The sequence below is a fragment of the Cognatiyoonia sp. IB215182 genome (assembly GCF_033963905.1).
Classification (GTDB): Bacteria; Pseudomonadota; Alphaproteobacteria; order Rhodobacterales; family Rhodobacteraceae; genus Yoonia.
This window is the reverse complement of the sequence record NZ_JAXBMB010000001.1, coordinates 556,623-582,284: the sequence shown is the minus strand read 5'-3', so window position 1 is coordinate 582,284 and position 25,662 is coordinate 556,623. Positions and strand designations below refer to the sequence as shown.

Genomic DNA, 25,662 nt, shown 5'->3' with positions numbered 1-25,662 from the left:
TTATTGAATTCTTGAACGCCGTTCAATACTTAATTTGCCTATTTTACGGAACGATCATCCTGTCTGCGCAACAGCCAGCCAAGAAAGGCACCAGCCGTGCTGCCCAAAAGCGCCGGAATACAGGCCAGCATCGCGATCATCATCGCAAGTACGGGATCAATGCCAAAGGGTCGCCCACTCGCGTAGATGAACATGGCCAGCGTGGCGCCAATGATCGATACGATGGTCAGCGCCAGACCGCTCTGCCCGGATCGCATCAGATAGGTCAGCAGCGCAAAGGGCAAGCCAGCGAAAAGCAGCATACCCCCGAGAACCATTCCTTGCGTCATCCACTGATCCCCATCTGCCGTTTGACCCAACGCACAAGATAGCGCACCGGCCAGCGCAGAACCAAGCCCCCAACGACAAGGCCCAAAAGGCCCATCAGGATGCCACCTTCCCAGATCAGAAAAGCCAGAAGCGGCGCGCCCAGCGCCATCAGCACATAGGCCCGCCGCCAATGCTTGTCATTTGACGGGATCGCCGCCATCACGAATGCAACGACAACCCAAAGGCAAAGCAGAAAGAGCGACAGGCTCACTTTTCCAAACGCGCGGGCAATCCGTTCGCCCAGGCGCTGATTGTGCCCGCGCCGAGGCAAACGACGATATCACCCGCTTTGGCCTGTTCGCGTACGATCCGCTCCAGATCATCTTCGGATTCGACCGTTCGCGCATGGCGATGCCCATGCCGGATCAGACCGGCGACCAGATCCTTGTGGCTTGCCCCGTCAATCGGGTCTTCACCAGCGGCGAAAACTTCGGCAATGCCGACCACATCGGCATCGTTGAAGCAGGAGCAGAATTCGTCGAAATGATGCGACAGACGCGTGTAGCGGTGCGGCTGATGCACGGCGATCACGCGACCCTCGGAGGCTTGGCGCGCAGCTTTCAGCACGGCTGCAATCTCAACGGGGTGATGGCCGTAATCATCAATGATTGCCACACCATCAACCTCGCCCACCTTGGTAAAGCGGCGGTTCACGCCCTTAAAGTCCTTGAGCGCTGCGCGGATCTCATCCCGCTTCATGCCCAGATGGCGGGCGACGGCGACGGCAGACAACGCGTTCGAGACGTTATGATCCCCCGGCATCGGCAAGGCGCAACCTTCGATCAGCGCATCCTCCGCCTGAAGTGCTACGTCAAAATGGGCGACGCCAGCCTTGTATGTCAGGTTCACCGCCCGCACATCGGCCTGGGCGTTAAAGCCAAACGTTGTCACACGCCGGTCCGTGATCTTGCCCACGAGCGACTGCACGTCCGGGTCATCGGTACAGCAGACGGCAAGCCCATAGAACGGAATGTTGGAGACGAAGTCGTAAAAACCCTGATGCAAAGCCTCTTCGGTGCCCCAGTGCTCCATATGTTCGGGGTCTATATTGGTGACGATGGCGATGGTCGCGGGCAAGCGGTTAAAGGTGCCGTCGCTTTCATCGGCCTCCACCACCATCCATTCACCCTGCCCCATCCGCGCATTGGAGCCATAGGCATGGATGATCCCGCCATTAATCACCGTCGGGTCAATCCCGCCCTCATCCAGAAGGGCCGCCACCATGGTCGTTGTCGTCGTTTTGCCGTGCGTCCCCGCCACGGCTACGTTCGACTTGAGCCGCATGAGTTCCGCCAGCATCTCGGCCCGGCGCACCACAGGTAGACCCTTCGCGCGCGCCTGGTCCAGTTCGGGGTTGCCGGGTTTGATGGCGGAAGAGATCACGACAACCTCTGCCCCTTCCAGATTCTCGGCCCGCTGCCCTTCATAGATCACCGCACCCAGCGATTTCAGGCGCTCTGTGATCTTCGAGGCCTTCAGGTCAGAGCCCTGCACAGTGTAGCCGTGGTTCAGCAGCACCTCGGCAATGCCGGACATACCAATCCCGCCAATGCCCACAAAATGGATCGGTCCCACATCCAGGGGAAGTTTCGTTGCCGCATTCATTCTCGGATTCCCGTCCATCATTTCCCGCCTGCCTCTGCCAGATTTTCCACCATATGTACAAGACGCGCTGTCGCGTCAGGAACGCCACAGGCGGTGGCTGTCTGTGCCATTTTCCGCATACCCTCTCCATCCGAGAGCATTTCCGTGATCTTTTCGGTCAGGGGGGCCACCTCAAATTCCGCCTCGGTCATGATGACCGCCCCACCCGCCTCGACCAGTTGGCGGGCATTGGCGGTCTGCTCGTCCCGGATCGCAGTGGCCAGCGGCACCCAGATCGCAGGCCGCCCCACGATGCTGACATCGGCCACTGTCGAGGCACCGGACCGCGCGATCACCAGTTGCGCATCAGCCAGACGCCCCGGCACATCATCGAAAAAGCTTTCCACATCCGCGGTGATCAACTCGCTTTCGTAATAGTCGGTCACACGCTGCAAATCCTCTGGCCGCGCCTGTTGGCTCACACGGATGTTGCGGCGGATGTGTTCCGGCAAGGCGGCGATGGCGGGTGGTACGATATCCGACATGATCCGCGCGCCTTGGCTTCCGCCCATCACAAGGATCGACATCGGGTAATCGCCCGGCGGGATATAGGGTGCCGCCTCGCGCGCGAGGATCGCTGCGCGCACGGGGTTGCCGGTATGCTCACCCTCTACGCCGGCAGGCAGCTCGGTCGGCCACGTGCCGCAAGCGATGCGATGCACGCGGCGCGCGAACAATTGGTTCACCCGGCCCAGCACACCGTTTTGTTCATGGATCATGCGGGGAATGCGGAGGGCCCAAGCCGCAGACATGGCCGGAATTGTCGGATATCCGCCAAAGCCCACAACCACTTTGGGCCGGTCACGCAACATGCGCAGCTTGGCCATGCCGATCCCGCCCAAGATGCGAAAGGGCACCAGCAGTTTCTGCAACAGGCCACCCCGCGCGAAGGTCGCGCTGCCGACCACGCTGATCTCAACCGCGTCCGGAAAGCGCCTCGTGTAGCGCGCACCGCGCGCATCGGTGGATAGCCGCACACGCCACCCCTTTTCCAGCATTGCCTCGGCCAAAGCCTGGGCTGGAAACATGTGCCCCCCGGTCCCGCCTGCGGCGATGATCAAAAGCGGTGCTTTCATCGATTGGCCCTGCGCAACAGAATATCCTCCATCTCGCCTTGGGGACGGCTGCGGGTGAAGGCGAGCAACATACCCACGGCGATCCCACCCGCGATCAGCGAAGAGCCCCCGTATGAGACGAACGGCAACGTCATCCCCTTGGCTGGCAAAAGCCGCACGGCGACCCCCATATTGATCATCGCCTGTACGCCAAAGGCACAGACGAGTCCTGTGCCCGCCAGCCGGATGAAAACATCACGCTCTTTCATCAGCCGCAGCAAGGACCGGACCACGATGACGGCATAAAGCGCGATGATGACAAGCACGCAAATCAGCCCGTATTCCTCAGCCGCGACGGCGATGATGAAATCGGTATGCGCATCGGGCAGTGACCACTTAACCTGCCCCTCACCCACGCCCACGCCAAAGAACCCGCCTTCTCGGATGGCGTTGGTGGCATAGCCCAACTGCGTTGTCGGATCGATTTCGGGCGAAAGAAATCCGTCAATCCGACGCGCAAAATGCTCGGAATTGGCGTAAGCGAAACTGCCCGCGACTATCACCAATCCCGCGAGCACAATGAGGATCAGCATCGGCGCTCCGGCCACAAAATACATCACGCCCCAGGCAAAAAGGATCAGCGCCGCCTGCCCGAAATCCGGCTGCAGGGCGAGCATCAGGACGATCATCACCGTCAGGACAAAGGAATAGGTCTTCCCCGGCGGGCCGCCCAATTGCTGCGACGCGGCCAAAAGCCACGCCGCCATGACAATGAAGCCGGGTTTGAGGAATTCTGACGGCTGCACAGCGGCAAACCCCAAGGAATACCAACGGGTTGCGCCTTTGCCGAAATCGGTCCCAAAGACCGGCAGGAACGCCAACGCGGCGAAAGCGCAAAGGAATCCCAGCACCGCCAGACGACGCACCAGCGTGGGCGACATCATTGACACGACAAACATGATCGCCATAGCCATGCCGCCAAAGATCGCCTGACGCGTGACATAGTGAAACGGGTCCAAGCCGTTTTTTGCTGCCAGCGGCGGCGAAGAAGCCAAGCCCAACAGTAATCCGATCCCAAACAGGATCAGGATGCAGGACATCGTCCATTTATCGATTGTGCGCCACCATCGTGGCAAAACTGGATCACCGGAACCCACCGGGATCGCGCCATGGACCATTTCCGTCATGGATCTACCGCCTACTGCCTCTGTCGCCCGTTTGCCGGGTCTGCAAGCACCTTAGCCCGGCTTGCGCTCTGATTCTACCTCAATTTCAATGCGCCCCTGATCTTCTCATGTTCAAAAATACCTCCGCCGGAGGCATCAAATCTTTGGAGATTTGATCTCGGCCTCGAGCTGCGCCATATGCGGCGCGATGAAGATACAGACTTTGATCATAGGCGCTGGCGCTGCAGGCATGATGTGTGCCGCGCATGCGGGCGATTGCGTTTTGATTGTCGATCACGCGAAGGCACCCGGCGAGAAAATCCGCATCTCTGGCGGTGGGCGCTGCAACTTCACCAATCTCTACGCCAGTCCCGGCAATTTCCTCAGCCGTAACAAGCACTTCTGCAAATCCGCACTCAAACGCTACACGCAGTGGGTCTTTATTGATCTGGTGGACCAGCACCGCATTCCGTGGCACGAAAAGACGCTGGGCCAGCTTTTCTGTGACACGAGCGCGAAGGACATCATCGCAATGCTGCGCGCAGAGATGGACAAAGTGGGTGCGCAGCTTTGGCTGCAGACGGAAGTGGGCGAGATCAGCCATGACGGCAGCCAGTTCCGTATCACCCTGACCAAGGACGGGAAGACAAGAACGGTCACCGCGCGCAACCTTGTCGTGGCTTGTGGCGGCAAATCCATCCCCAAAATGGGGGCGACCGGGCTTGGCTACGACATCGCCAAGCAATTCGGCCTGCCTCTGGTCACTCCCCGCCCGGCACTTGTCCCCCTCACCTTTCCTGACGACCAATTCAAACACCTCGCGGGCGTTTCGGTGCCCACACGGGTCAGCGCGAATGGCACCAGCTTTGATGAGGCGCTGCTTTTCACCCATCGCGGCCTGTCCGGCCCGGCGATCCTGCAGGCCTCATCCTATTGGCGCGAGGGCGATGCAATCAGCGTCCATCTCGCACCTGAGATCGATCTGATGACCGCGCTGCAAAAGGACCGCCAGACAGATGGGCGCAAGGCCCTGACCACGCGGCTTAGCCAGTACCTGCCAGCACGTTTGGTAGATCATCTGACCGAGGAGCTGGCGCTTGCGGGCACCATCGGCGATCAAAGCGACGCCGCCTTGCACACGATATGCAATGCCTTGCAGAACTGGGAACTGCGCCCGGGCGGGTCTGAAGGCTATCGCACAGCTGAGGTGACGTTGGGTGGGGTGGACACAGACTCCTTGTCATCCCAAACCATGATGGCCAAAGACGTGCCCGGCCTTTATTTCATTGGGGAATGCGTGGACGTGACCGGCTGGCTCGGCGGTTACAATTTCCAATGGGCCTGGTCATCCGGCTGGGCGGCGGGACAGGCAATCAGGTTCAGGCAGGCTGCGTGATTTCACCCATCATTCTCCTGTCGCGACTGCCACCTGCGCGATGAAATCCTCGCCCCGCTTCTCAAAGTTATCGTATTGATCAAACGACGCCGCTGCCGGGGCCAGCAAAACCACCTCACCCGGCGCTGCCTCCGTAGCCGCTAGCGCGACGGCCGCCGCCATCGTACCGCAGACGGCGACATCCGCACCGCTCAATTGGCGCGCAAAATCAGCGGCTTCGCGTCCGATCACGTAAGCCTTGACGACGCCGTCCAGATTGTTCGGCAAGTCGCCCAAGCCACCCTCTTTCTGCAGCCCCCCGCAAATCCAGCGGACCTTGGGAAAGGCCGACAAAGCCTTGATCGCACTGTCGATATTGGTGGCCTTGCTGTCGTTGATGAAGGTCACGCCATCCCGCTCGGCCACGACCTGTGACCGGTGCGGCAGGCCAGGATAGCTGCGCATCGCCGCCTCAATCCCCTTCGGCCCCAACCCGACAGAGCGGCAGGCCGCATAGGCTGCACAGGCATTCTGATGATTATGCGCACCGGGTAAGCCCTTGATATCTCTCAAATCTATCGATCCGATCTGACGGCCCTTGCGGTATTCCGACAGGAACCCCTTGCGCGCAAAAACGTTCCAGCCCTGCCCGCCGAGCTTTTGTCCGGACGAGACGCGGATCACCCGATCATCACCCGGCCCGGCGATCAGCTGATTTGCGATGTAACGCCCCTCTGCCTCATCCACGCCGATCACGGCCCGGTCGGGGCCACCCTCGGCAAAGAGCCTGCGCTTGGCCGCGAAATACCCGCCGAGGCCTGCGTGACGGTCAAGGTGATCGGCAGAAAGATTAGTAAAAACAGCAACATCCGGGGTCAACGACCGTGCGAGGTCGGTCTGGTAGGAGGAGAGTTCAAGCACCACAACTTCCCCATCATGGGCGGGCTCAATGTCCAGCACACCGCGCCCGATGTTGCCTGCAAGCTGGGCCGGGCGGCCATTTTCGACGAGGATATGGTGGATAAGGGCGGCGGTGGTGGATTTACCGTTGGACCCGGTGACCGCGATCGCCCGCGGCGTGGTGTCGAAATCGTCCCAATCGGACGTGGCAAATGAGCGGAAGAAAAGGCCGATATCGTTATCGACCGGCACGCCCGCCTCCCATGCGGCGGCGATTGCGGCATGCGGTGCGGGGTAGAGATGCGGGATGCCGGGGCTGGTGATGAGGGCGCTAACCCCTTCGAAGGACTGCACTTTCGTGAGATCCCGCAGGAGGAAACCGTCAGCCTCTGCTTCCTCGCGCGCTGGACCGCTGTCGTCCCAGACGATCACCTCGGCACCGCCCGCCTCTAACGCCGCAGCCGCCGCCCGCCCCGTTCGTCCGAGACCGAGGACAGCCACCACCTGCCCCGCAAAACCCTGCACTGGAATCATCGCCCTGCCCTTTATCCCCGTGGCGCGCAGAGTGCCCATTGGGGATGCGAGGCGCAAGAGAGGTTAAGGGCTGGTTAAGCCACGCCGCGACATTGCCCGCGTCAGGCGGGGAATCACTTGATTAACAAGCGTTTCAGCGCTGATTTTCGCGTATGCTTTCCGTACAGAGCCTGTACAGAACCTGTACGTACAGATGTATGCAAGGCGCGGCGTTAAGGGTGCGTGCGGTGGGATTTGTTAAGGATGTGTCTGTCGCGCTTCACCAAGCCAACGGTTTGCGGTCGCGGAAGAAGCCGCCTGACGGGCCGTCGGCTGGCAAGGTGGCGAGCCAGATGGCGGTGTCTGCAGCCTCTTCCGGTGAGCGGGTCGCGCCCGCCCCGCCCATCCGGGTGCGGACCCAGCCGGGGCACATCGCATTTATCTTGATGAAATCTGGTGTGTCGCGGTTGGCGATCACTGTCAGGGCGTTCATCGCGGCCTTTCCGATGCCGTAGGCACCGCCGCCACCCAGCCCTTCGGAAAAACTGCCCCAACCGGACGAGACATTGACCACACGGCCATAGCCCGCCGCTTTCATCGCGGGCAAGGCGGCGCGGAGCAGTGAATAGGGGCCGTGCAGAGCCGTGTCCATCGTGGCCTCGAAATGGTCCATGTCATCGAAAAGCTTGTCGTTCCAGAGGACACCGGCATTGTTGACAAGCACCGTGACGCCATCAATGGCCCGGTCACAGGTTGCGGGGTCGGTCAGGTCAAGCTGAATGGCCGAGGCCCCGACATCGCGTGCCGCATCCTGCCCGGCAGCGAGATCGCGGGCACCGATGATCACCTCCAGCCCTTCGCGCACGAGGCCTGCGGCAATCGCCTTGCCGATGCCGCGATTACCGCCTGTGACCAGTGCTTTATGGGTCATCGCTCCCTCCGTCTTGCCTGTACTATCGCAGAGCCGGTTGTCGGCGACCAGATGTGATTATGCGCGGGCGTTATCCGTCCAATGCGGCGAGGACCCAATCCGCGCGGGCAGCGACGTCCGTTTTCGGCAGAATGCGCATGTCATAGCCTTTGGCGGGGTAACTTTTGCGCAGCGCCGCGTATTCGGCGATGGCTGCGTCCAGCCCGTGCCGTCTTTCCGCGTCCTGCACATAGATTTCCGGCCATGGCGGGGCGAGGAAGACGGGGCTGTCATAGCGGTGGGTCCGGATCAGGTTGCGGACTTGATCGGGCACCTTTTCGGTCTGGCCTTCGTACCATGTCACCGCGTCGATCAGGGAACGGTCATAGAAGCACAGCCCCTGTGCGGCCTGCCAATCAGCCTTGCCGCGTGTGATGACGAGATCAGCAAAGCGTTTGGGATCGCTCCATGGCAGGCCAGTGCCGCCTTTGGCAGTCTCGGCCTTGACGATAGCGCGTCCCGGCTCTTCGAAGACGCAGAAGCCGCGTTCTGCTAAAACGGCGAGCAAGGTCGATTTGCCGCCGCTCGAGCAGCCGGAGATGACGATGCGGCGTGTCCCGGTATTCATCGGCCGGGGGCGCGCGGGCTAGCGGTGGAAAGCCCGTTTCATATCCGTGACCGCGTCCATCTGCGCGTGGCTCAACTCGCCATCGACGAGGCTGGTCAGGATGTCCTGCAGCAGGTCCCATGACGCGTCGCCGTCGATCCGGTGCAAACGGCGGGCGAGCCTTGTGATGGCGGCACCGGGTGTCTGGCATTGGGCGACGAGCCAGCGGCCGAGCACCTCCATCTCTTGCGCTTCATCAGCACTGGCGCGCAGCTTCGTGCGCAAGAGCGTGTTCAGATGCGTGCGCTGGTCTGCTGTGGGCAGGCTGTCGAGCTCGATGAAGGCTTGTGCAAGGGCGCAGATGGCGATGCGGGCATCATCGATGCCTTCCACGGGATGTGCCTTGGTCTGGCGGCGAAAGGCCAGTTTGCGCGGCGCGTTGCGTGCGGTTGTGACGGCGTCCTGTGCGGCATAAATCGCCTGATCGGGGTTCTGCCGGGCCCACCACCAAAGCGCGCCGCCGATTGTTGTGAGGATGAGAATGATAATGGGCATAAGAATGACTTTCGCTGTTTGGCCCAGCATGCACACGGGACCGTGGCAGAATTAAGGGGCTATTTGCGGGATTGGCGATTTTGGGCGGAAAGGTGTGTCAGTTCGGCCCAGAATTGCCACTGGGTGCGGCCGCATTTGGCTGTGCCAAACGCTTTCCCGCACGCCGCAACACGGCTTTGCCGTTTCGTGGTTAGCGGACCTTCAGCGTGGCGAGGCCGATCATCGCGAGGATCAGGCTGATGATCCAGAAGCGGATGACGATTTGCGGCTCGGCCCAGCCTTTCTTCTCGTAATGGTGGTGGATCGGGGCCATCAGGAACACGCGCTTACCCGTGCGTTTGAAATAGGCGACCTGGATGATCACCGACAGGGCCTCGACCACGAAGAGGCCGCCGACGATGGCAAGGACGATCTCGTGTTTTGTCGCGACGGCGATGGCGCCCAGCGCGCCGCCCAAGGCAAGGGAGCCGGTGTCGCCCATGAAGACCGCGGCGGGGGGGGCGTTGTACCAGAGGAAACCGAGGCCCCCGCCGATCAGCCCGGCGCTGAAGATCAGTATTTCACCGGTGTCGGGGACGTAATGGACGTCCAGATATTGGGTGAAATCGACGCGGCCCACGGCATAGGCGATGATCCCGAATGTGCCTGCCGCGATCATCACGGGCATGATGGCGAGGCCATCGAGGCCGTCGGTCAGGTTGACGGCATTGGCCGCACCCACGATCACGATGATCGCGAAGGGGATGAAGAGGATGCCGAGGTTCAGGAGCACATCCTTGAAGACCGGGAGGGCCAGCTGGTTTGTCAGGTCATCGGGATGGTAGGCCGCGGCCCAGTAGCCTGCGATACCGGCAATCAGAATACCCAGCAAAATCCGTATCTTGCCCGACACCCCCGCTGTGTTCTGCTTGGAGACTTTCGCATAGTCATCTGCAAAGCCGATGGCCGCGAAAGAGAGCGTCACGAACAGGACCATCCACACGAAGGGATTGTCGAGCCGCGCCCAGAGGAGCGTGGATGTGGTCAGTGCGCCCACGATTAGGAGCCCGCCCATGGTAGGTGTGCCCGCCTTCTCAAAATGCCCCTCTGGCCCGTCGCTGCGGATCGGTTGGCCCTTGCCCTGTTTGCGGCGCAGCACGTTGATCAGCGGTGGCCCGAAGATGAACCCGAAGAAAAGCGCCGTCATGAACGCGCCGCCTGCGCGGAACGTGATGTAGCGAAAGAGGTTGAAAAAGTCGCCGCCGTCCGAAAGTGCCGTAAGCCAGTAGAGCATGTTGTACCTTTATTCTTCTTGGGGGCGCCGATGCCCCAGTTTGCGGATGGCGTCAACGATCAGACTGACTTTGCTGCCCTTGGAACCTTTGACGAGCACCACGTCACCCGCATCCACGAGCCGCGGTGCCTGGCCCACAAGCTCTGGCGCGGTTTCGGCCCAGCGGCCACGCTGCCCTTCGGGCAGGTCCTCCCAGAGATGCCGCATGAGGGGGCCGACGCAATGGACCAGATCGGCCTGTTGCAGATGTGTGTTGGCGGCCATATCGCGGTGCATCTGCACCTCGTTCGTGCCAAGCTCCAGCATATCGCCAAGGATGGCGACTTTGCGCCCTTTGATGATGCGCCCCACATTGTTGGCCGGTGTCGCTGCGGCGAGCACTTCAAGCGAGGCGGCGAGTGATGTGGGGTTCGCATTGAATGCGTCATCGAGCAGTTCAAGGCTTTCTTCGCTGGCATCGTCGGTCACGATGATCTCGCGCGTGCCGCGGCCTGCGGGTGGTATCCAGCCTGCGATATCGAGCGAGGCGGCAACCGGGTCCGCGCCCAAGGCATCGGTGACCGCCAGCACGCCGACGGCGTTCATCGCAAAATGACGGCCGGGGACAGAGAGCTTAAAGAGGTAATGCTGGTCGCCGTGGCTGGCGTTGATGATGGTGACATCTCCGCTGAGCCGGACGTCTTTGACGGTCCAGTCGCGCCCATTCTTGCCAAAAAGCGTGGTTTTCACGCCCATTTCCGCCGCGTGGTCCTGCAGGATCTGGGTCGTTTCGATATCGGCGTTCAGGACGGCCATGCCGCGCGGTTGCAGCCCGTCCATGATGCAGGCCTTTTCGACCGCGATGGCCGCGAGGCTTTCGAAAGAGGCGAGATGTGCCGCCGCGACGGTGGTGACCATGGCCACATGCGGTTGCGCCATTTGCGACAGCGGTGTGATCTCGCCGGGATTGCTCATCCCGATTTCGATCACGGCATAGTCGGCGTCCGCCGGCATGCGGGCCAGCGTGAGCGGGACGCCCCAGTGGTTGTTGTAGGACGCTTCAGCCGCGTGGCATTTGCCCTGTTTCGACAGCACCGTGCGCAGCATTTCCTTGACGGATGTCTTGCCGACCGAGCCGGTGATCGCGGCGATCCGCGCTGTTGTGCGGGCACGCGCGGCGCGGCCCAGATCACCAAGCGCTGACAGCACGTCGGGCACAATGAGAAGCGGGGCGTTTTCGGGCACGCCGAGCGGGCGGTGGCTGACCAAAGCGGCGGCGGCGCCTTTTTCCAGCGCTTGTGCAACGAAATCATGTCCGTCGCGCACATCCTTCAAAGCCACAAAGAGATCGCCCGGTTGCAAGGTGCGCGTATCGATGGACACGCCCTTGGCATTCCACACCGTCGTGCTGTCGCCGCCTGTGGCGGCTGCGGCATCGGCAGAGGTCCAGAGGCTCATATCCGTCCCTCAAGCGCCGCGACGGCCACGCTGGCCTGTTCGACATCGTCAAAGGGGTGGATTGTATCGCCCACCTCTTGCCCCGTCTCGTGGCCCTTGCCAGCGATCAGCAGCGCGTCACCGGGGGCAAGCTGGTCGATGCCGCGCAAGATCGCCTCGGCCCGGTCGCCGACTTCGGTAATGCTGTCGCTGCCGCCTGCATTCACGGCACCGGCCATGACGGCGGCGCGGATCGTGGCGGGGTCCTCCGAGCGGGGGTTGTCATCGGTGATGATCACGATATCGGCGTTCTCCGCCGCTGCCGCCCCCATCAGAGGGCGCTTGCCGGTATCCCTGTCGCCGCCCGCACCGACGATGACGATGATCCGGCCCATCACATGGGGCCGCAGCGCCTTGAGCGCTGTCGCCACGGAATCGGGTGTGTGCGAGTAGTCGACAAAGACCGCTGCGCCATTGGCGCGGGTCGCGGCGAGTTCCATGCGCCCCCGGACCGTGCTGAGCTTGGGCAACGCAGCAAAGACCGCTGCCGCGTCGGCTCCGGCACCAATCACGAGCCCAGCAGCAAGCAGCGCGTTTTCCGCCTGGAACCCGCCGATCAGGTCAAGCCGCGCGTGATGCCGTTGCCCCTGCCAGGTAAACAGGATGTCCTGCCCTGTCGCATCAAAGCGCTGACTGGTCAGTTGCAGCCGCGCTTGCGTGTAATGGCCGACGCTGATCACCTCTTGCCCGCGCGCGCTGCAGATATCGGCAACCTCCGGCCCTTTGGGATCATCAAGGTTGATGACGGCGACCGCATCATCGGGCAGGACCCGTTTGAACAGGCCCATTTTGGCGTCGAAATAGGCCTCGAACGTCTTGTGGTAGTCGAGGTGGTCCTGCGTGAAGTTGGTAAAGCCTGCGGCGGCCAGCAGCACGCCATCAAGGCGGCGTTGATCAAGACCGTGGCTTGACGCCTCCATCGCCACATGTGTGACGTTGTTCTGCTGTGCCTCTGCCAGCACGCGGTGAAGCGTGATGGGTTCCGGCGTGGTGTGTTTCAGCGGGTGGGTCCAGGCGCCTTCGACGCCAGTTGTGCCGAGGTTCACGCCTGCGACACCCATCGCCTCCCAAATCTGGCGGCAGAAGGTGGAGACGGAGGTTTTGCCGTTGGTTCCGGTGACGGCCACGACCGTACCGGGATGTGGGCCGAACCAGAGTGAGGCGGTTTGGGCCAGGGTCTGGCGCGGATCTTCGGCGATGATGAGGGCGGCATCTGACGCCGCCAGTTCTTCTGCCGCGATCTCTGCCCCTTTCGTATCGGTCAGGATTGCCGATGCCTGCATACGCAGGGCATATTGGATGAATTCGCCGCCATGGACGCGCGCGCCGGGCAAGGCGGCGAACAGGAAGCCGGGCTTCACCTCGCGGCTGTCGACGGCGAGGCCGGTGATCCGGGCCTCTGCCCCGCCCTGTGCTCGCAATCCAAGCTCTGCCAGCGACTTCATCAGCGCCCCCGCCTAATTTGAAGTGAGTGTTACACCGATGGATTGGGAGGAGTCCACTTGTGGCCGCAAGCCCAGCAGCGGAGCAACGCGACGGATCATTTCGGCGGCAATGGGAACGGCTGTCCAACCGGCGGTGCGGCGTGGTTCGTCACCGGAATTCTCGGACGGTTCGTCCAGGGTGACGATGAGCACATATTGGGGATCATCCGCGGGAAAAGCCGCGGCGAAGGTCGCGATGACCTTGTCATCGTAGTACCCGCGCCCGGATGTGAGCGGCTTGTCTGCGGTGCCGGTTTTGCCGCCGACATTGTAGCCGGGCACCTCGCCAAAAGAGGCCGAGCCACGCAGCACGACCTGACGTAGCATCTCCATCGACCGGCGGCTGACGGCCTCACTAACGACGCGGGGGCCTTCGACCTCATTCGCCATGCGCAAGAGCGTGGGCTCCACGCGGGTGCCACCGTTCAGAAGGGAGGCGTAGCCCGCGGCCAAATGCAGAGGTGACGAGGAGAGACCATGCCCGTAAGAGATTGTCATCGTTGAGATTTCCGACCAATTGCGCGGCAGTAGCGGCTTGCCGGTTGGTCCTTCTGTCAGTTCGATCGGTGTCGGCTCAAGCAAACCAAGCGATCCCAAGAAGTCACGCTGCCGGTCCGCGCCGATCATCATCGCAATGCGCGCCGTGCCGATATTGGAGGACTCGACGATCACGTCTGTCGCGCTGAGTTCCTCGCCATTATAGCGGAAATCGCGAATGCGGAAGCGGCCCCAGGTGAGTGGCCCGCTGATGTCGATGATCGTGTTTGGGTTGATCAAACCCAGCTCCATCGCCTGCGCGGCGGCGAAGATTTTGAAAGCTGACCCCAGTTCATAGACGCCCTGCACCGCGCGGTTGAAAAGCGGGCTGTCGGATTGATCGCCATTCGTCAGGACGCGGGGGCGATTGTTTGGGTCGAAATCGGGGAGCGAGACCATTGAGATGACCTCGCCCGTATGGATATCCATGAGGACAGAGGCCGCACCTTTGGCGTTCATGATCGACATGCCGCCGGCGAGAACCTGCTCTGCTGCCGCCTGCACGGTCAGGTCGAGCGAAAGTTCCAGAGGCGCACCTTCATTCGCGGGGTCGCGGAGGTATGCGTCAAACTGGCGTTCGACACCGGCGACGCCGATCACTTCGGCGCTCGCGACACCTTCGCGTCCATAGCTTGCGCCGCCCAGGACATGCGCTGCGATGGGACCGTTGGGGTAAAGCCGCATCTCACGGGGGCCGAAAAGCAGGCCGGGTGAGCCGATATCGTGGACCGCTTGCATCTGCTCAGGGCTGATCTGGCGGCGGATCCAGAGGAAACGGCGGTCGCCGGTGAAATCCTTCAGGAGCTCCTCTGCATCGAGTTCAGGAAAGATCTTGGCCAGCTCCGTCGCCGCATGTTCGGGATTGATCATGTCGCGTGGATGGGCGTAGAGCGAGTGGGTAGCGAGGTTTGTCGCTAGGATGCGTCCGTTTCTGTCAACGATATCAGAACGTTGGCCGATGATCGGGTTACCCACCGCAGAGGCGCGGGGTTCTTCGGGCACCGAAGATGCGAGCGCGCCCATGCGCATGCCGATCACACCAAAGGCGCAAAAGAAGGCAAGTCCCAGCACGAGCAAGCGCCCTTCGGCGCGCTGGCGCTGTTTGTCGGCCATTTCCTCATGGCGTTTCCGACGGTTCTCGGCCTCAATCGCGGCGGGGTCCTCACCTTGCGCACGCGCGCTGAGAATGCGGGCCAGCGGGCGCAAAGGGGTGCGGATCATAGATCGTTCTCCAGCGCGGCCAGCTCATCCGCCGACAGTTCAATCGGGTTGATGATGGGGGCGATGGGCGGGATCGGATAGATGATCTGATCCACCGCGCCAAAGGCATCGGGCATCAGTGGCAGCAAGCCCAACCGGTCGAAATTCAGATCAGCGAGGTCGGCCAACCGGTCGGGGCGGTTGAGATAGGCCCATTCGGCGCGCAGCATGCCGAGGCGTTCATGCGCCGCCCCGATTTCCGCATGCAGCTGACGGACCTCTCTGATCGCGCCTTGGGTTTTGTAGTTTTCCTGATAGGCCCAAAAGGCCAGCGCCATGACGGCGAAGGCGGCGATGACATAAAACAAACCACGCATTTACTTGCCCCCCTTTCTTTTTCTCATCGGCATGCCCAATGCAGCGGGATCAATCGCCTCGGCGGGCGCATCTGTACGGATCGCGACACGCAACTTGGCGGAGCGTGCGCGTGGATTTTCGGCGATTTCCTGATCGTCTGGTCCAATCGCCTTGCGGGTCTCAATGCGCCAGGCAGGTGTGACCTGTGCGGTCTCGGGCGCGTAGCGATTGGCATTGGCCACATTGCCAGACCGTGCCTGCAGGAAGCGTTTGACCATGCGATCCTCGACCGAGTGGAACGTGACCACGGCAAGCTTGCCGCCCGGTTTCAGCGCACGCTCAGCGGCCATCAGCCCTGCGGCGAGTTCACCATATTCGTCATTCACCGCGATCCGCAGCGCCTGAAACGTGCGCGTTGCGGGATGCGATTGCCCCGGCTTGGCGCGCGGCAAGCAACTTTCGACGACCTTGGTGAGTTGCAAGGTCGTCGAAAGCGGGCGAGCGGCCACAATGGCTTTGGCGATACGGCGTGAGGCGCGCTCTTCGCCGTAAAGGTAAATAATATCAGCGAGTTCTGCTTCATCGGCTTCATTGCAAAGATCAGCGGCAGACGGTCCGTCTTGGCTCATCCGCATATCCAGCGGCCCGTCGCGCATGAAGGAAAAGCCGCGCTCGGCAATATCAAGCTGCATGGAGCTGACGCCGAGGTCAAGCACGACGCCATCGAGGTCCTGGCCGTATTCATCAAGTTTCGAGAACACGCCCGCGACCGTTTCGACCCGGTCGCCATACTCACCGATCCACTCCGCGGCCATCTCGAACGCCAGCGGATCACGGTCAACGCCAATGACCTTGTTGGCCCCTGCCGCCAGCAAAGCGCGCGTATAGCCGCCATTGCCAAAGGTCCCATCCAGCCAGACCCCTGAAACGGGCGAAACCGCTGCGATGAGCGGTCGGATCAGAACGGGGATATGGGGTGAGGTGGTCGCGGCAGCAGACATGGCACCCTACTCATCCAAGAGGATGAGCGGATCAAAGCCATCCTCCTGTTCGTCGAGCCAACCGCTGAGGTCCTCCGACACCTCTGCCGCAAAGGTCTCCGCCTTCCAGATTTCAAAGTGATCGCCAAGGCCGCTGAATGTCAGTTCCCCATCTGTCAGCCCCAGTTTCTGGCGCTGCTTGATGGGCATGACGGTGCGCCCGTCTTTATCAACGTCGAGACGGATCGATTGGCCAATGATCAAACGGGACAGTTTTTTCTTATTGGCCGAACCGCGCGGCAGCGCGTTGATCTGGGCGACAACTTTCTGAAACTCATCAACCGTGTAGCCGTGCAACTGGTTTTTCAGGTGATCGCCGTAAAGCAGGTACATGCGGGGGGAGAGGCCGGGCGTCCAATCAGGGTCACCGGCTTCGAGCACACGACGAAAATCGGCCGGGATCGACATGCGCCCCTTCCCATCCACCTTTTGGGTGTGTTCGCCTGTAAAACTCAGAACCACTGTCCCTTCGGTCCCTTACCCCCCGAACGCCTTTCGAAGTGAAAACGGCGGATTGATCTGCTGCCACTGATCAATCCGCCGCCCTCGTCCCATTTGCTGGGAAGTCCGACTGCGCGTGCCACCTGGGGGGATGTCTGCTCGCTCACGCGCCGGATCTTTGTTGGGTAAGGGCGTAGCCTGTATGAAACCTGGCTTTGCCGGTGGGGTTCTTGGCGCCCCGTTTGAAGTCTTGGTCGTCCTTACCGTGGACCCTTTGTGGCATCCCTACGATCACCAATCAACAACTTTTTGGGAATTCATGGTACTAGATGGTGTTTTTGGAGCGCTCCGGAATCACCATGTGGGATCACTGTTGTCGTTTTGTGCGTATTTGTTGGGCTTTTCGGAAATAGAGTCACAACATGTAGTCAAAACCTTTCAGTTCACAAAATTCCCAGCCTAGTTATCTTTTTTTGGAGATTGCTCCCATAACTCACGAAAACTCGTGCGTTTTGGAAGGTCGAGCGACCGGGTTTTCGCAAATCTGTCTGGGCTACGATTCGAAAATCACACTGATTCCATGATTTCCCGGAACTGGATTTTCTTGCATCCACACCTTTCGCCACCGACAATCCGGTCAACATGCGTAAGTGGTGATGTGTTGTGTGCAATCTTTATTCGATGACCAGGGCGCAGGCGACCATCCGTGCGCTTTTTGACGATATCGTAGACAATGCCGGTAACCTCGGCCCTGCCCCCGAGATTTATCCCGATTACCCCGCACCTGTCATCGCCAATACGCCAGAGGGGCTTGTTCTGACGAAGATGCGCTGGGGGATGCCGTCGCCTGCCGTGGCGCTCAAGGGCAAGCGGGCTGACAAGGGTGTCACCAATATCCGCAACACGTCCTCACCGCATTGGCGTCGCTGGCTAGGTCCCACGCATCGCTGCGTCGTCCCATTTACCGCATTCTCTGAATACCAATCCGGCGTCGGGCCAAAGTGGTTTGCGCCCAAAGAGGACAAGCCGCTGGCGTTCTTCGCTGGCATCTGGACGGAATGGACTTCGGTGCGCAAGGTCAAGGACGGGGAAACCACAGACAGGCTCTTTGGCTTTCTGACAACGGCACCGAACGCGACGGTCGGGCGTTATCATCCCAAGGCGATGCCTGTGATCCTGATCTCACCTGAAGCGGTCCACCTGTGGCTGAACGGAACGACCGAGCAAGCCTTACAACTACAACGCACTTTACCGGATGATTTCCTGAGGGTTGTAGACGGCCCTTTATGAGCCTTCGACCAAGGATTTGTGCATGATGTGCGCGGCGACCATGCCCAAGATGGGGTGATCAAACGCATCCGGGATTGTCGCAAGCGTTTGAAACCCGAGGCGATGCCAGAGCCTGACCGCACCTTCGTTGCTGGCCAGCACAAAGTTGAATTGCATGGCTTTGTAGCCAAGCGCACGTGCTTCTGCTTGGCTGTGTGCGCACATCTGTGCGGCAAGCCCTTGCCCGCGAGCCGCAGGTGCAACGATGTACCCGCAGTTGCATATATGTGCGCCGCCGCCGGGCTGGTTGGTTTTGATGTAATAGGTGCCGAGGATTTGGCCGCCTTCCTCTGCGACGTAAACGGCGCGAGGCTGGGTCATCCAGTAATCAAGCGCGGCATCCTTGCTGATCTGCGGGTCGACCGCATAGGTTTCGCCCGCGCGAAAAACGTCCCGCAGAAGCGGCCAGATCGCGTCAGCATCCGTCGCACGCGCAAGCCGGATATTCACGCCATGCCGCCCGCGATGAACCGTTTGGCCAGTTCGCGGTAAGCCTCTGCCATCGGGCTGTCACCCGCCGCGATGGGCGTGCCGTCATCGCCAGCAAGGCGGGTGTCGAGGTCGATGGGCAGTGAACCGAGTAGGGGCACCCCGATCCGCTCGGCCTCTGCCGCGACGCCGCCATGGCCGAAAATGTGGCTTTCGTGGCCGCAATTGGGGCAGCAGAAGGTGGACATATTCTCGATCAAGCCCAGCACAGGGGTTTTGAGATTGCTGAACATGTCCAACGCCTTACGGGCATCGATAAGCGCGACATCCTGTGGTGTGCTCACGACAATGGCCCCGGTCAGATGGGTCTTTTGGCAGAGCGTCAACTGCACATCCCCTGTCCCGGGCGGCAAATCGACGATTAGCACGTCCAATTCACCCCATTGCACTTGCCCCAGCATCTGCTGCAAAGCCCCCATCAGCATCGGTCCGCGCCAAACGACGGCCTTGTCAGGATCGACCATAAAGCCGATGGACATGATCGTGACCCCATGAGCGTGAAGCGGGATGATCGTTTTACCATCGGGGCTACCAGGGCGCTTGTTGACCCCCATCATCCGCGGCTGAGAAGGGCCGTAGATGTCCGCATCCAAAAGGCCCACACGCCGCCCTTCCCGCGCCAGGGCGACGGCGAGATTGGATGAGACGGTTGATTTGCCAACTCCGCCCTTACCCGAACCGATGGCAAGGATCCGGTCAACACCAGACACTTTTGCGGGGCCCGCCTGTGGCGTCTGATGCCGACCGACCTTCAACGATGGTGGTTCCGGGGCTTTGGGTGCGGGCCCATGCGCGGTGAGAATGACAGAGACGCTATCCACGCCGGGCAAGTTGCTGACATGCTGTTCTGCGGCGCGGCGCACGCCGTCCATCTTGGCTGCTTCAGCAGGATCAGCGGCTTCGATCACAAAGCGGACGGTACCGCCTTCAATGGTCAATGCCCGCACCATATCGCGCGATACAAGGTCATCCCCGCCCGGCAGCGTGAGTCGTGACAACGCGCCTAATATTTCATCGCGGGTGACAGGCATATTTTGCTCTCTTTTTTGCACAATGACCAAATTCTACCCATCATCTGGCACCTTTTGAGCAAAGCGCAAGTCTTTGCCGATGACGACAGGTGAATACGACAAAATCATGACATTAGGTCAGCAGTGCTTATGCAGTTTCTGCATAGCAGCGTTGCTCAATAGGACATTGTGCAGTCGCAGCATTATCATACATCATGAGGGCAACAAGGCAGCACATGCCGAAGACGATAGATGAGATGAGCACATGACCTACAACACTGATACTGCCTTTGCTGGCGTCTCCCTCGCACAACGCTTTGCTGCGCTGCGTGCTGAGTTGGCAGAAAGAGCCGCAAAACGCAAAGTGTACCGTACCACGCTCAATGAGCTGCGTGACCTTTCAGACCGTGACCTCAACGACCTCGGCATGAGCCGGGCGATGATCAAGGGCATCGCTTTGGAAGCTGCTTACGGCGAGTGAAATTCAAGGATCAGATTTGCCGCCTCCTCCCATTAGGCAAATCTGAAAGACCCCGCGCTCTCTCCTCCTCCCTGAGCTAGGGGTCACCAATAAGGTGGCGGCATCCACCTCCTCCCGGATGCCGCCACTTTGAAACGAGTTTCGGAACCGCCCACCTCCTCCCGGGTTGGAACCGATGAAGACCGCTGGCAACGCTCACCTCCTCCCGAGCTAAGTCAGCGAGAAGGCGCCTTGCTCTCCTCCTCCCTTGAGCGGGCGCTGACCAATAGGACGGCCATGCCCACCTCCTCCCGGGCATGGCCGTTTTTTTATGTGGGGCGTCGCTTTGAAAGTGAGACCGCTAACAGATGTCGTAGTTTTGCGCCGCGAGCAGGGTTCACCGCTTCGACCCAGCCGATTTCACCCAGCAAGCGAGGTAGTGTGGCTGGATCATCCAGCCTGGCGTCACCGGGCTTGCCGAGCGCATGAACAACGGCTTTGAGCCGGTCAAAGTTTGCGCGGGATGTGTTCACATGTTTGTTCACGACGACGCCCGTCACGGTCTGCCGTGTCCCTTGTGACATGATCCGGGTTTTATGCGGATGTGGTGCAAACCCTTCATCCCGCAGGATGAAATCGGCGGTTTGCAACACCATTGGCGCAATGCTGCGCGCCCCTGAAAACGTAATGTCATCGGCATAGCGGCTGAACTGCGCGTCCAATCGGTGCGCTAAACCTGCCAAGCGGCAATCCAGCCGATAAGCTGTCAGGTTCGCAAGCGCGGGGGATGTCGGTGCACCTTGCGGCAGGTGACTTTCTGAGAAGAGCGCGCGATCAGCCAATGGCAGGCGCCCCAATATGCGGGTGGGTGTACGGCTTGTGCAGAGACCAGTCAGGCTTCGCGCAACGGCCTCCGGATAACCCAGCGACCCGAAAAGGCCAAAAATCCGCATGGCTCGAACCGACGGAAAGAAATGCCGAATGTCGAGACAGATCACCACCTCCTCATTCGCGTGCCGCTGCGCTGCGTCAAGACAGTTGCGCCCGCGTACAAAGCCAAACGCATCCCGGTGTGGCGGCACATGCGCTAGAATGCCGCGCAAAATGCGCCGCTGGAACGTTTTCAACCGTTGTTTGGGTGCCTCAATCAGGCGGACCCCGCCCGTGGATTTCGCCAAAAGATGGTAATGATAGTGATTGACGGCGGTCTCTTCATGCGCCTCGTGGCGACCTCTTGGATCGGCATAATAAGAAAGCGCCTCTTGTGGCAGCGCCAACCACTCCGCTAAGGCCGCATCTGTGGGTAGATTTGGAAGCGGTAGATGGGCGAAGGCCGCAATCGGGGCCATGCGCGGTACTGAAAGGACCGGATCGGGCCAGACATTGTACCGGCGACAATATGCATACACGCGACCAAATGCAGGTGCGGCAGCAAGCGCGCGCGTGGCAATGCGCACCGTCGGTGCATAAGCTGAAGGACAAGCAGAAACGACCCCTGTCGCCAGAGCGGCTGCGTGTTTGCGCATCTTCGGCGGCAAGCGCCGCTCAAGCACCGCGCGCACCTTAGCGATGGACCACGAGCCGCACGTGTGCAAACCGCAAGATTGTGCGACAATTGCGCTCTGGTCGTCTGAGGGACCTGGTGCAACGGCGAATTTGCTTTCCTCGTTTCGCATGACCAGACCTGAGCACCGCTCAGCGCCGGTCATGCCGTGTTTGTCCAGGTCATATTCGCAGGCGGGGATTCCCCGCCCCACGCCAGACAGTGATGCTGACGCGATCCAAATCCCGCCGTTACATGTCGACTATGCAGTTCGGACGCCTCTATGCCAAGCCTAGGAACGCACATCCTTGGGCGAGCCCATCACCATGTAGCTGGTGATCGACCGGACATGCGGCACCGTGCCCAAGATATCTGTGTGAAACGCCTTGTAGGCAGGCAGATCGGCCACTTCGACGCGCAGGATGTACTCAAAAGCACCGGCGACATTGTGGCATTCGGTGACCTGGTCGGCCTTCTGCATGGCCCGTTCAAAGCCTTCTTGCGCGGCTTTGGTATGCTCGGAAAGGCCCACAGCCACATAAACCAGATAGGCCCGCCCGGTTTGGCCCGGATCAAGCCGGGCGCGATAGCCTTTAATCACGCCCTTGCGCTCAAGCTCTTGTACGCGGCGCAAGCAGGCCGAGGGCGATAGCCCTACTTTGTCGGCCAGTTGCAGATTGCTGATCCGGCCATCGGCAGCAAGCGCACGCAATATCGCGTCGTTGATTGGGTCTGCTGTCATCATTTATTGCGACATTAGGCTATTTTTGCGCAAGTTAGCAATTTCATTGTGCCTTTCGCCCATTATCATTGCGCAATGAGCTTTGAGATCCTGATTGCCCTGATCGGCTTTGCCTTTGCCAGTTCGATTACACCGGGGCCGAACAACCTAATGCTGATGGCGTCTGGTGCCAATTACGGGCTGCGGCGCACAGTGCCACATATGCTGGGTATATCGCTCGGCCATGCATTCATGGTGGTGATGGTGGGCATCGTGCTGCTCAGGATGTTTGAGGCCTATCCGGCGCTGAACACCCTCCTGAAAGTGTTGAGTGCGGCCTATATGCTGTGGCTAGCCCGGAAGATCGCCAATGCTGTGGCGCCAGAGGCGAAGGAGGTGACGGGCAAGCCGTTCACGTTCCTGCAGGCGGCGGCGTTTCAATGGGTCAACCCCAAAGCGTGGTTCATGGCAATCACCGCGATCAGCGCCTATGCGCCGCAGGAGATGGGGGTGCTGATCGGGTCACTGCTGGTCGCACTGGTCTTTTCGGCAACCAATCTGCCATCGGTGACGGTCTGGGCCTGGATCGGTGTGCAGGTGCGGCGTTGGCTTGGCACGGCGCGGCGATTGCGCATCTTCAATGTGACGATGGCCGTGCTGCTGGTTGTCTCGCTTTATCCAATGTTGATGACCTGAGATAAAATTTAGCTAAATTTTATCATCCCGCGAGATTTTTCGTGACGAAAAATCTCGCGCGTCTCAGAACGGCACATCATCGGCGGCTGCGGCATTGACGACAAACTTGGCCACCACATTCTTTGACCCGGCCTTGTCGAATTCGATCTGCAATTTGTCACCTTCGATGCCGATCACCTCGCCGTAACCGAATTTCTGGTGGAACACCCGGTCGCCTTCGGTGAAGGCAGACACGGCTTCCATATCGATGGTCATATTGCGCGCCTCAGAGGGTTGCGCCATGCTGCGCTGCTGCCCGCGCGCCTGCAACCTGCGCCAGCCGGGGGAGTTGTAGACATTCGCCTCTGCCGCCTTTTCATGCAGGTCCGAGCCCATCATGCCCTGCACCGCAGGTGAGGCCGCAGCCGCGCCATATCCGCCGCCATAAAGGCCTGGCGGGGTCAGCACCTCCACATGATCCTCGGGCAATTCGTCGATGAACCGCGAGGGCATTTGCGACTGCCATTGGCCATAGACGCGGCGGTTTGCAGCGAAGGAAATCGTGCAAAGCTCCTCGGCCCGCGTGATGCCGACATAGGCGAGCCTGCGTTCCTCTTCGAGACCTTTAAGCCCGCTTTCATCCATGGAGCGTTGCGAGGGGAAGAGCCCGTCCTCCCATCCCGGCAGGAACACGGCGGGGAATTCGAGGCCCTTGGCCGCGTGCAGGGTCATGATGCTGACCTTCTCGCCCGGCTCATCGCTTTCATTGTCCATGATCAGGCTGACATGTTCGAGGAAGCCTTGCAGGTTCTCGAAATTCTCCAGCGCCTTGACGAGTTCCTTGAGGTTTTCGAGCCGTCCAGGTGCCTCGGGCGTTTTGTCGTTCTGCCAGAAGCCGGTATAGCCAGATTCGTCCAGGATCATCTCGGCCAGTTCGACATGGGTATCGGCCTCGGCGCGGACTTGCGCCGCCCAGCGATCAATGCTGGCGACCAAAATGGTCAGTTCCTTCAACCCCTTGCCGCCCAGCAGCTTGCCCTGACAGCAGAGCCGCGCGCCTTCGACCAGTGACACACCATTCGTCCGTGCGGTGCGCTGGATCGTTTGCACCGCCTTGTCTCCAAGGCCGCGTTTGGGCGTGTTCACGGTCCGCTCGAAGGCCAGATCGTCCTCTGGGCTGACAGCGAGGCGGAAATAGGCCATCGCGTCCCGGATCTCCATCCGTTCGTAAAAACGCGGGCCACCAATGACGCGGTAAGGCAGGCCGATGGTCAGGAACCGATCCTCAAAGGCGCGCATCTGGTGCGAAGCGCGGACCAAGATCGCCATTTTTTCCAGGCCAATCGGCGCCATGCCTCTTGTGCCGTGCTGCATTGCCTCGATCTCTTCACCGATCCAGCGGGCCTCTTCCTCGCCGTCCCAATGGCCGATCAGGCGGACCTTTTCACCGTCTTCACCACTGGTGAACAGCGTCTTCCCCAAACGCCCTTTGTTGGCTGAAATGACACCCGATGCCGCCGCCAGAATATGCCCGGTCGAGCGGTAGTTTTCCTCCAGCCGTACCACATGCGCGCCCGGAAAATCCTTTTCAAACCGCAGAATATTGCCCACCTCGGCCCCGCGCCAGCCATAGATCGACTGGTCATCGTCACCCACGCAGCAGATATTCTTGTGCCCCCCCGCCAGCAGGCGCAGCCAGAGATATTGGGCAACGTTCGTGTCCTGATATTCGTCCACGAGGATGTAGCGGAACCAGCGTTGGTATTGCTGCAGGATGTCGTCGTGGGTCTGGAAGATCGTGACCATGTGTAAGAGGATGTCGCCGAAATCGACGGCATTCAGCTCCAGCAGGCGCTGCTGATAGGCGGCGTAGAGGTCGACGCCCTTTTGATCGAACGCCCCGCTTTCGGCGACGGGCACCTTATCGGGCGTCCACGCCTTGTTCTTCCAGCCATCAATGATCCCCGACAGCATCCGCGCAGGCCAGCGTTTTTCGTCGATATCGGCGGCGATGATCAGCTGCTTCATCAGCCTGATCTGGTCGTCGGTATCAAGGATCGTGAAGCTCGTCTTTAACCCGGCCAATTCCGCATGACGCCGGAGCAATCGCACGCAGACCGCGTGGAAGGTGCCGAGCCACGGCATCCCCTCCACCGCCTCGCCCATCAGGCTGCCGATGCGGTTCTTCATCTCGCGCGCAGCCTTATTGGTGAAGGTCACCGCCAGAATTTCGTTGGGCCGTGCCGTACCTGTCGCCAACAGATGTGCAATCCGGGTCGTCAGGGCTTTGGTCTTGCCCGTGCCCGCCCCCGCGAGCATCAAGACAGGGCCCTCCAAGGTCTCAACGGCCTCGCGTTGCGCTGGATTCAGGCCATCCAGATAAGGCATCGCAGGTCGCGCCATCGCCCGTTGGCTCAGCGGGACGGCGGCCTCAAAGGCGTCGTCTTCTGAAAAACTGCTCATGCGAGCAAAGGTAAACCGAATCCTAGGACAGGGAAAGCCCTTGTTCACTTAATGTTCCGCGCGTTGACTT

The 25,662-nt window shown here is 60.6% G+C and carries 25 protein-coding genes; 4 read left to right on the top strand and 21 right to left on the bottom strand.

The features are described 5' to 3' along the window. Positions 1-38 precede the first annotated feature (38 nt). The 5 genes from SLH47_RS02990 to ftsW are packed head-to-tail and all read right to left on the bottom strand — an operon-like array spanning position 39 to position 4,255. The gene (locus SLH47_RS02990) at positions 39-329 is read right to left on the bottom strand and encodes a UDP-N-acetylmuramate--alanine ligase (RefSeq protein ID WP_320237855.1); all 291 of its coding nucleotides are present in this window, start codon (positions 327-329) and stop codon (positions 39-41) included. After that, the gene (locus tag SLH47_RS02985; RefSeq protein ID WP_320237854.1) at positions 326-580 is read right to left on the bottom strand and encodes a DUF2484 family protein; all 255 of its coding nucleotides are present in this window, start codon (positions 578-580) and stop codon (positions 326-328) included. Before SLH47_RS02985 ends, SLH47_RS02990 begins: the two co-directional genes overlap by 4 nt. Next, positions 577-1,974, bottom strand: a complete 1,398-nt coding sequence (gene murC, locus SLH47_RS02980) for a UDP-N-acetylmuramate--L-alanine ligase (protein WP_320237853.1) — start codon at positions 1,972-1,974, stop codon at positions 577-579. Before murC ends, SLH47_RS02985 begins: the two co-directional genes overlap by 4 nt. A gap of 17 nt (positions 1,975-1,991) precedes the next feature. Next, on the bottom strand, positions 1,992-3,089 hold the full coding sequence (locus SLH47_RS02975) for a UDP-N-acetylglucosamine--N-acetylmuramyl-(pentapeptide) pyrophosphoryl-undecaprenol N-acetylglucosamine transferase (protein WP_320237852.1): 1,098 nt from the start codon (positions 3,087-3,089) through the stop codon (positions 1,992-1,994). Next, positions 3,086-4,255 carry a putative lipid II flippase FtsW gene (gene ftsW / locus SLH47_RS02970; protein ID WP_320237851.1) on the bottom strand — a complete coding sequence of 390 codons (1,170 nt, stop codon included), beginning with the start codon at positions 4,253-4,255 and terminating at the stop codon, positions 3,086-3,088. Before ftsW ends, SLH47_RS02975 begins: the two co-directional genes overlap by 4 nt. A gap of 187 nt (positions 4,256-4,442) precedes the next feature. Between ftsW and SLH47_RS02965 the strand changes: the two genes are divergently transcribed. Then, entirely contained in the window at positions 4,443-5,630 is a 1,188-nt protein-coding gene (locus SLH47_RS02965) for an NAD(P)/FAD-dependent oxidoreductase (RefSeq protein ID WP_320237850.1), read from the top strand. Between the two features lie 9 nt (positions 5,631-5,639). Here the strand turns inward: SLH47_RS02965 and murD are convergent, their stop codons facing one another. The 11 genes from murD to SLH47_RS02910 all read right to left on the bottom strand — a co-directional run bounded on the left by murD (position 5,640) and on the right by SLH47_RS02910 (position 16,923). Continuing rightward, a complete protein-coding gene (gene murD / locus SLH47_RS02960) occupies positions 5,640-7,043 on the bottom strand; it encodes a UDP-N-acetylmuramoyl-L-alanine--D-glutamate ligase (RefSeq protein ID WP_320237849.1) in 1,404 nt (467 codons plus the stop codon). Positions 7,044-7,302: 259 nt separating this feature from the next. Then, a complete protein-coding gene (locus tag SLH47_RS02955) occupies positions 7,303-7,953 on the bottom strand; it encodes an SDR family NAD(P)-dependent oxidoreductase (protein ID WP_320237848.1) in 651 nt (216 codons plus the stop codon). A gap of 70 nt (positions 7,954-8,023) precedes the next feature. Next, complete coding sequence (locus SLH47_RS02950) at positions 8,024-8,560, bottom strand: AAA family ATPase (protein ID WP_320237847.1); 537 nt, start codon at positions 8,558-8,560, stop codon at positions 8,024-8,026. Between the two features lie 18 nt (positions 8,561-8,578). Continuing rightward, the gene (locus SLH47_RS02945; RefSeq protein WP_320237846.1) at positions 8,579-9,124 is read right to left on the bottom strand and encodes a hypothetical protein; all 546 of its coding nucleotides are present in this window, start codon (positions 9,122-9,124) and stop codon (positions 8,579-8,581) included. Between the two features lie 160 nt (positions 9,125-9,284). Further along, entirely contained in the window at positions 9,285-10,367 is a 1,083-nt protein-coding gene (gene mraY / locus SLH47_RS02940; protein ID WP_320237845.1) for a phospho-N-acetylmuramoyl-pentapeptide-transferase, read from the bottom strand. Positions 10,368-10,376: 9 nt separating this feature from the next. Beyond that, positions 10,377-11,804, bottom strand: coding sequence for a UDP-N-acetylmuramoyl-tripeptide--D-alanyl-D-alanine ligase (locus SLH47_RS02935; RefSeq protein ID WP_320237844.1), 1,428 nt, complete (start codon positions 11,802-11,804; stop codon positions 10,377-10,379). Continuing rightward, positions 11,801-13,288, bottom strand: a complete 1,488-nt coding sequence (locus tag SLH47_RS02930; protein ID WP_320237843.1) for a UDP-N-acetylmuramoyl-L-alanyl-D-glutamate--2,6-diaminopimelate ligase — start codon at positions 13,286-13,288, stop codon at positions 11,801-11,803. Before SLH47_RS02930 ends, SLH47_RS02935 begins: the two co-directional genes overlap by 4 nt. A 12-nt stretch (positions 13,289-13,300) precedes the next feature. Beyond that, on the bottom strand, positions 13,301-15,085 hold the full coding sequence (locus tag SLH47_RS02925; RefSeq protein WP_320237842.1) for a penicillin-binding protein 2: 1,785 nt from the start codon (positions 15,083-15,085) through the stop codon (positions 13,301-13,303). Beyond that, on the bottom strand, positions 15,082-15,441 hold the full coding sequence (locus SLH47_RS02920; RefSeq protein WP_320237841.1) for a cell division protein FtsL: 360 nt from the start codon (positions 15,439-15,441) through the stop codon (positions 15,082-15,084). The genes SLH47_RS02925 and SLH47_RS02920 overlap by 4 nt, the downstream gene beginning before the upstream one ends. Beyond that, a complete protein-coding gene (gene rsmH / locus SLH47_RS02915) occupies positions 15,442-16,422 on the bottom strand; it encodes a 16S rRNA (cytosine(1402)-N(4))-methyltransferase RsmH (RefSeq protein ID WP_320237840.1) in 981 nt (326 codons plus the stop codon). Between the two features lie 6 nt (positions 16,423-16,428). Next, entirely contained in the window at positions 16,429-16,923 is a 495-nt protein-coding gene (locus tag SLH47_RS02910; RefSeq protein ID WP_320237839.1) for a cell division/cell wall cluster transcriptional repressor MraZ, read from the bottom strand. 642 nt (positions 16,924-17,565) lie between these two features. Here SLH47_RS02910 and SLH47_RS02905 point away from each other — a divergent pair. Continuing rightward, positions 17,566-18,192 (top strand): SOS response-associated peptidase, encoded by a 627-nt coding sequence (locus SLH47_RS02905; RefSeq protein ID WP_320237838.1) that lies wholly within the window; start codon positions 17,566-17,568, stop codon positions 18,190-18,192. Here the strand turns inward: SLH47_RS02905 and SLH47_RS02900 are convergent. Then, positions 18,187-18,675, bottom strand: coding sequence for a GNAT family N-acetyltransferase (locus SLH47_RS02900; protein WP_320237980.1), 489 nt, complete (start codon positions 18,673-18,675; stop codon positions 18,187-18,189). The two genes, SLH47_RS02905 and SLH47_RS02900, sit on opposite strands and share 6 nt — an antisense overlap. Before the next feature lie 2 nt (positions 18,676-18,677). Continuing rightward, the gene (locus tag SLH47_RS02895) at positions 18,678-19,751 is read right to left on the bottom strand and encodes an Mrp/NBP35 family ATP-binding protein (RefSeq protein WP_320237837.1); all 1,074 of its coding nucleotides are present in this window, start codon (positions 19,749-19,751) and stop codon (positions 18,678-18,680) included. Between the two features lie 244 nt (positions 19,752-19,995). On the opposite strand from SLH47_RS02895, the gene SLH47_RS02890 reads away from it, so the two are divergent. Further along, entirely contained in the window at positions 19,996-20,211 is a 216-nt protein-coding gene (locus SLH47_RS02890; protein ID WP_320237836.1) for a DUF1127 domain-containing protein, read from the top strand. Positions 20,212-20,519: 308 nt separating this feature from the next. Here the strand turns inward: SLH47_RS02890 and SLH47_RS02885 are convergent, their stop codons facing one another. Together SLH47_RS02885 and SLH47_RS02880 are read right to left on the bottom strand one after the other, a co-directional pair. Continuing rightward, positions 20,520-21,716 carry a reverse transcriptase family protein gene (locus SLH47_RS02885; RefSeq protein ID WP_320237835.1) on the bottom strand — a complete coding sequence of 399 codons (1,197 nt, stop codon included), beginning with the start codon at positions 21,714-21,716 and terminating at the stop codon, positions 20,520-20,522. Positions 21,717-22,025: 309 nt separating this feature from the next. Then, complete coding sequence (locus SLH47_RS02880) at positions 22,026-22,478, bottom strand: Lrp/AsnC family transcriptional regulator (RefSeq protein WP_320237834.1); 453 nt, start codon at positions 22,476-22,478, stop codon at positions 22,026-22,028. 72 nt (positions 22,479-22,550) lie between these two features. Here SLH47_RS02880 and SLH47_RS02875 point away from each other — a divergent pair, with 72 nt between their 5' ends. Next, the gene (locus tag SLH47_RS02875; protein ID WP_320237833.1) at positions 22,551-23,150 is read left to right on the top strand and encodes a LysE family translocator; all 600 of its coding nucleotides are present in this window, start codon (positions 22,551-22,553) and stop codon (positions 23,148-23,150) included. Positions 23,151-23,213: 63 nt separating this feature from the next. Here the strand turns inward: SLH47_RS02875 and SLH47_RS02870 are convergent, their stop codons facing one another. Continuing rightward, the gene (locus SLH47_RS02870) at positions 23,214-25,592 is read right to left on the bottom strand and encodes an ATP-dependent helicase (protein WP_320237832.1); all 2,379 of its coding nucleotides are present in this window, start codon (positions 25,590-25,592) and stop codon (positions 23,214-23,216) included. Positions 25,593-25,662 lie beyond the last annotated feature (70 nt).

Bases quoted from the DNA above. Each gene is read 5' to 3' on its own strand.
- SLH47_RS02990 (WP_320237855.1), bottom strand. From the start codon at position 329: ATGACGCAAGGAATGGTTCTCGGGGGTATGCTGCTTTTCGCTGGCTTG.
- murC (WP_320237853.1), bottom strand. From the start codon at position 1,974: ATGAATGCGGCAACGAAACTTCCCCTGGATGTGGGACCGATCCATTTT.
- SLH47_RS02975 (WP_320237852.1), bottom strand. From the start codon at position 3,089: ATGAAAGCACCGCTTTTGATCATCGCCGCAGGCGGGACCGGGGGGCAC.
- ftsW (WP_320237851.1), bottom strand. From the start codon at position 4,255: ATGACGGAAATGGTCCATGGCGCGATCCCGGTGGGTTCCGGTGATCCA.
- SLH47_RS02965 (WP_320237850.1), top strand. From the start codon at position 4,443: ATGAAGATACAGACTTTGATCATAGGCGCTGGCGCTGCAGGCATGATG.
- murD (WP_320237849.1), bottom strand. From the start codon at position 7,043: ATGATTCCAGTGCAGGGTTTTGCGGGGCAGGTGGTGGCTGTCCTCGGT.
- SLH47_RS02955 (WP_320237848.1), bottom strand. From the start codon at position 7,953: ATGACCCATAAAGCACTGGTCACAGGCGGTAATCGCGGCATCGGCAAG.
- SLH47_RS02950 (WP_320237847.1), bottom strand. From the start codon at position 8,560: ATGAATACCGGGACACGCCGCATCGTCATCTCCGGCTGCTCGAGCGGC.
- SLH47_RS02945 (WP_320237846.1), bottom strand. From the start codon at position 9,124: ATGCTGGGCCAAACAGCGAAAGTCATTCTTATGCCCATTATCATTCTC.
- mraY (WP_320237845.1), bottom strand. From the start codon at position 10,367: ATGCTCTACTGGCTTACGGCACTTTCGGACGGCGGCGACTTTTTCAAC.
- SLH47_RS02935 (WP_320237844.1), bottom strand. From the start codon at position 11,804: ATGAGCCTCTGGACCTCTGCCGATGCCGCAGCCGCCACAGGCGGCGAC.
- SLH47_RS02930 (WP_320237843.1), bottom strand. From the start codon at position 13,288: ATGAAGTCGCTGGCAGAGCTTGGATTGCGAGCACAGGGCGGGGCAGAG.
- SLH47_RS02925 (WP_320237842.1), bottom strand. From the start codon at position 15,085: ATGATCCGCACCCCTTTGCGCCCGCTGGCCCGCATTCTCAGCGCGCGT.
- SLH47_RS02920 (WP_320237841.1), bottom strand. From the start codon at position 15,441: ATGCGTGGTTTGTTTTATGTCATCGCCGCCTTCGCCGTCATGGCGCTG.
- rsmH (WP_320237840.1), bottom strand. From the start codon at position 16,422: ATGTCTGCTGCCGCGACCACCTCACCCCATATCCCCGTTCTGATCCGA.
- SLH47_RS02895 (WP_320237837.1), bottom strand. From the start codon at position 19,751: ATGCCTGTCACCCGCGATGAAATATTAGGCGCGTTGTCACGACTCACG.
- SLH47_RS02890 (WP_320237836.1), top strand. From the start codon at position 19,996: ATGACCTACAACACTGATACTGCCTTTGCTGGCGTCTCCCTCGCACAA.
- SLH47_RS02885 (WP_320237835.1), bottom strand. From the start codon at position 21,716: ATGCGCAAACACGCAGCCGCTCTGGCGACAGGGGTCGTTTCTGCTTGT.
- SLH47_RS02880 (WP_320237834.1), bottom strand. From the start codon at position 22,478: ATGATGACAGCAGACCCAATCAACGACGCGATATTGCGTGCGCTTGCT.
- SLH47_RS02875 (WP_320237833.1), top strand. From the start codon at position 22,551: ATGAGCTTTGAGATCCTGATTGCCCTGATCGGCTTTGCCTTTGCCAGT.
- SLH47_RS02870 (WP_320237832.1), bottom strand. From the start codon at position 25,592: ATGAGCAGTTTTTCAGAAGACGACGCCTTTGAGGCCGCCGTCCCGCTG.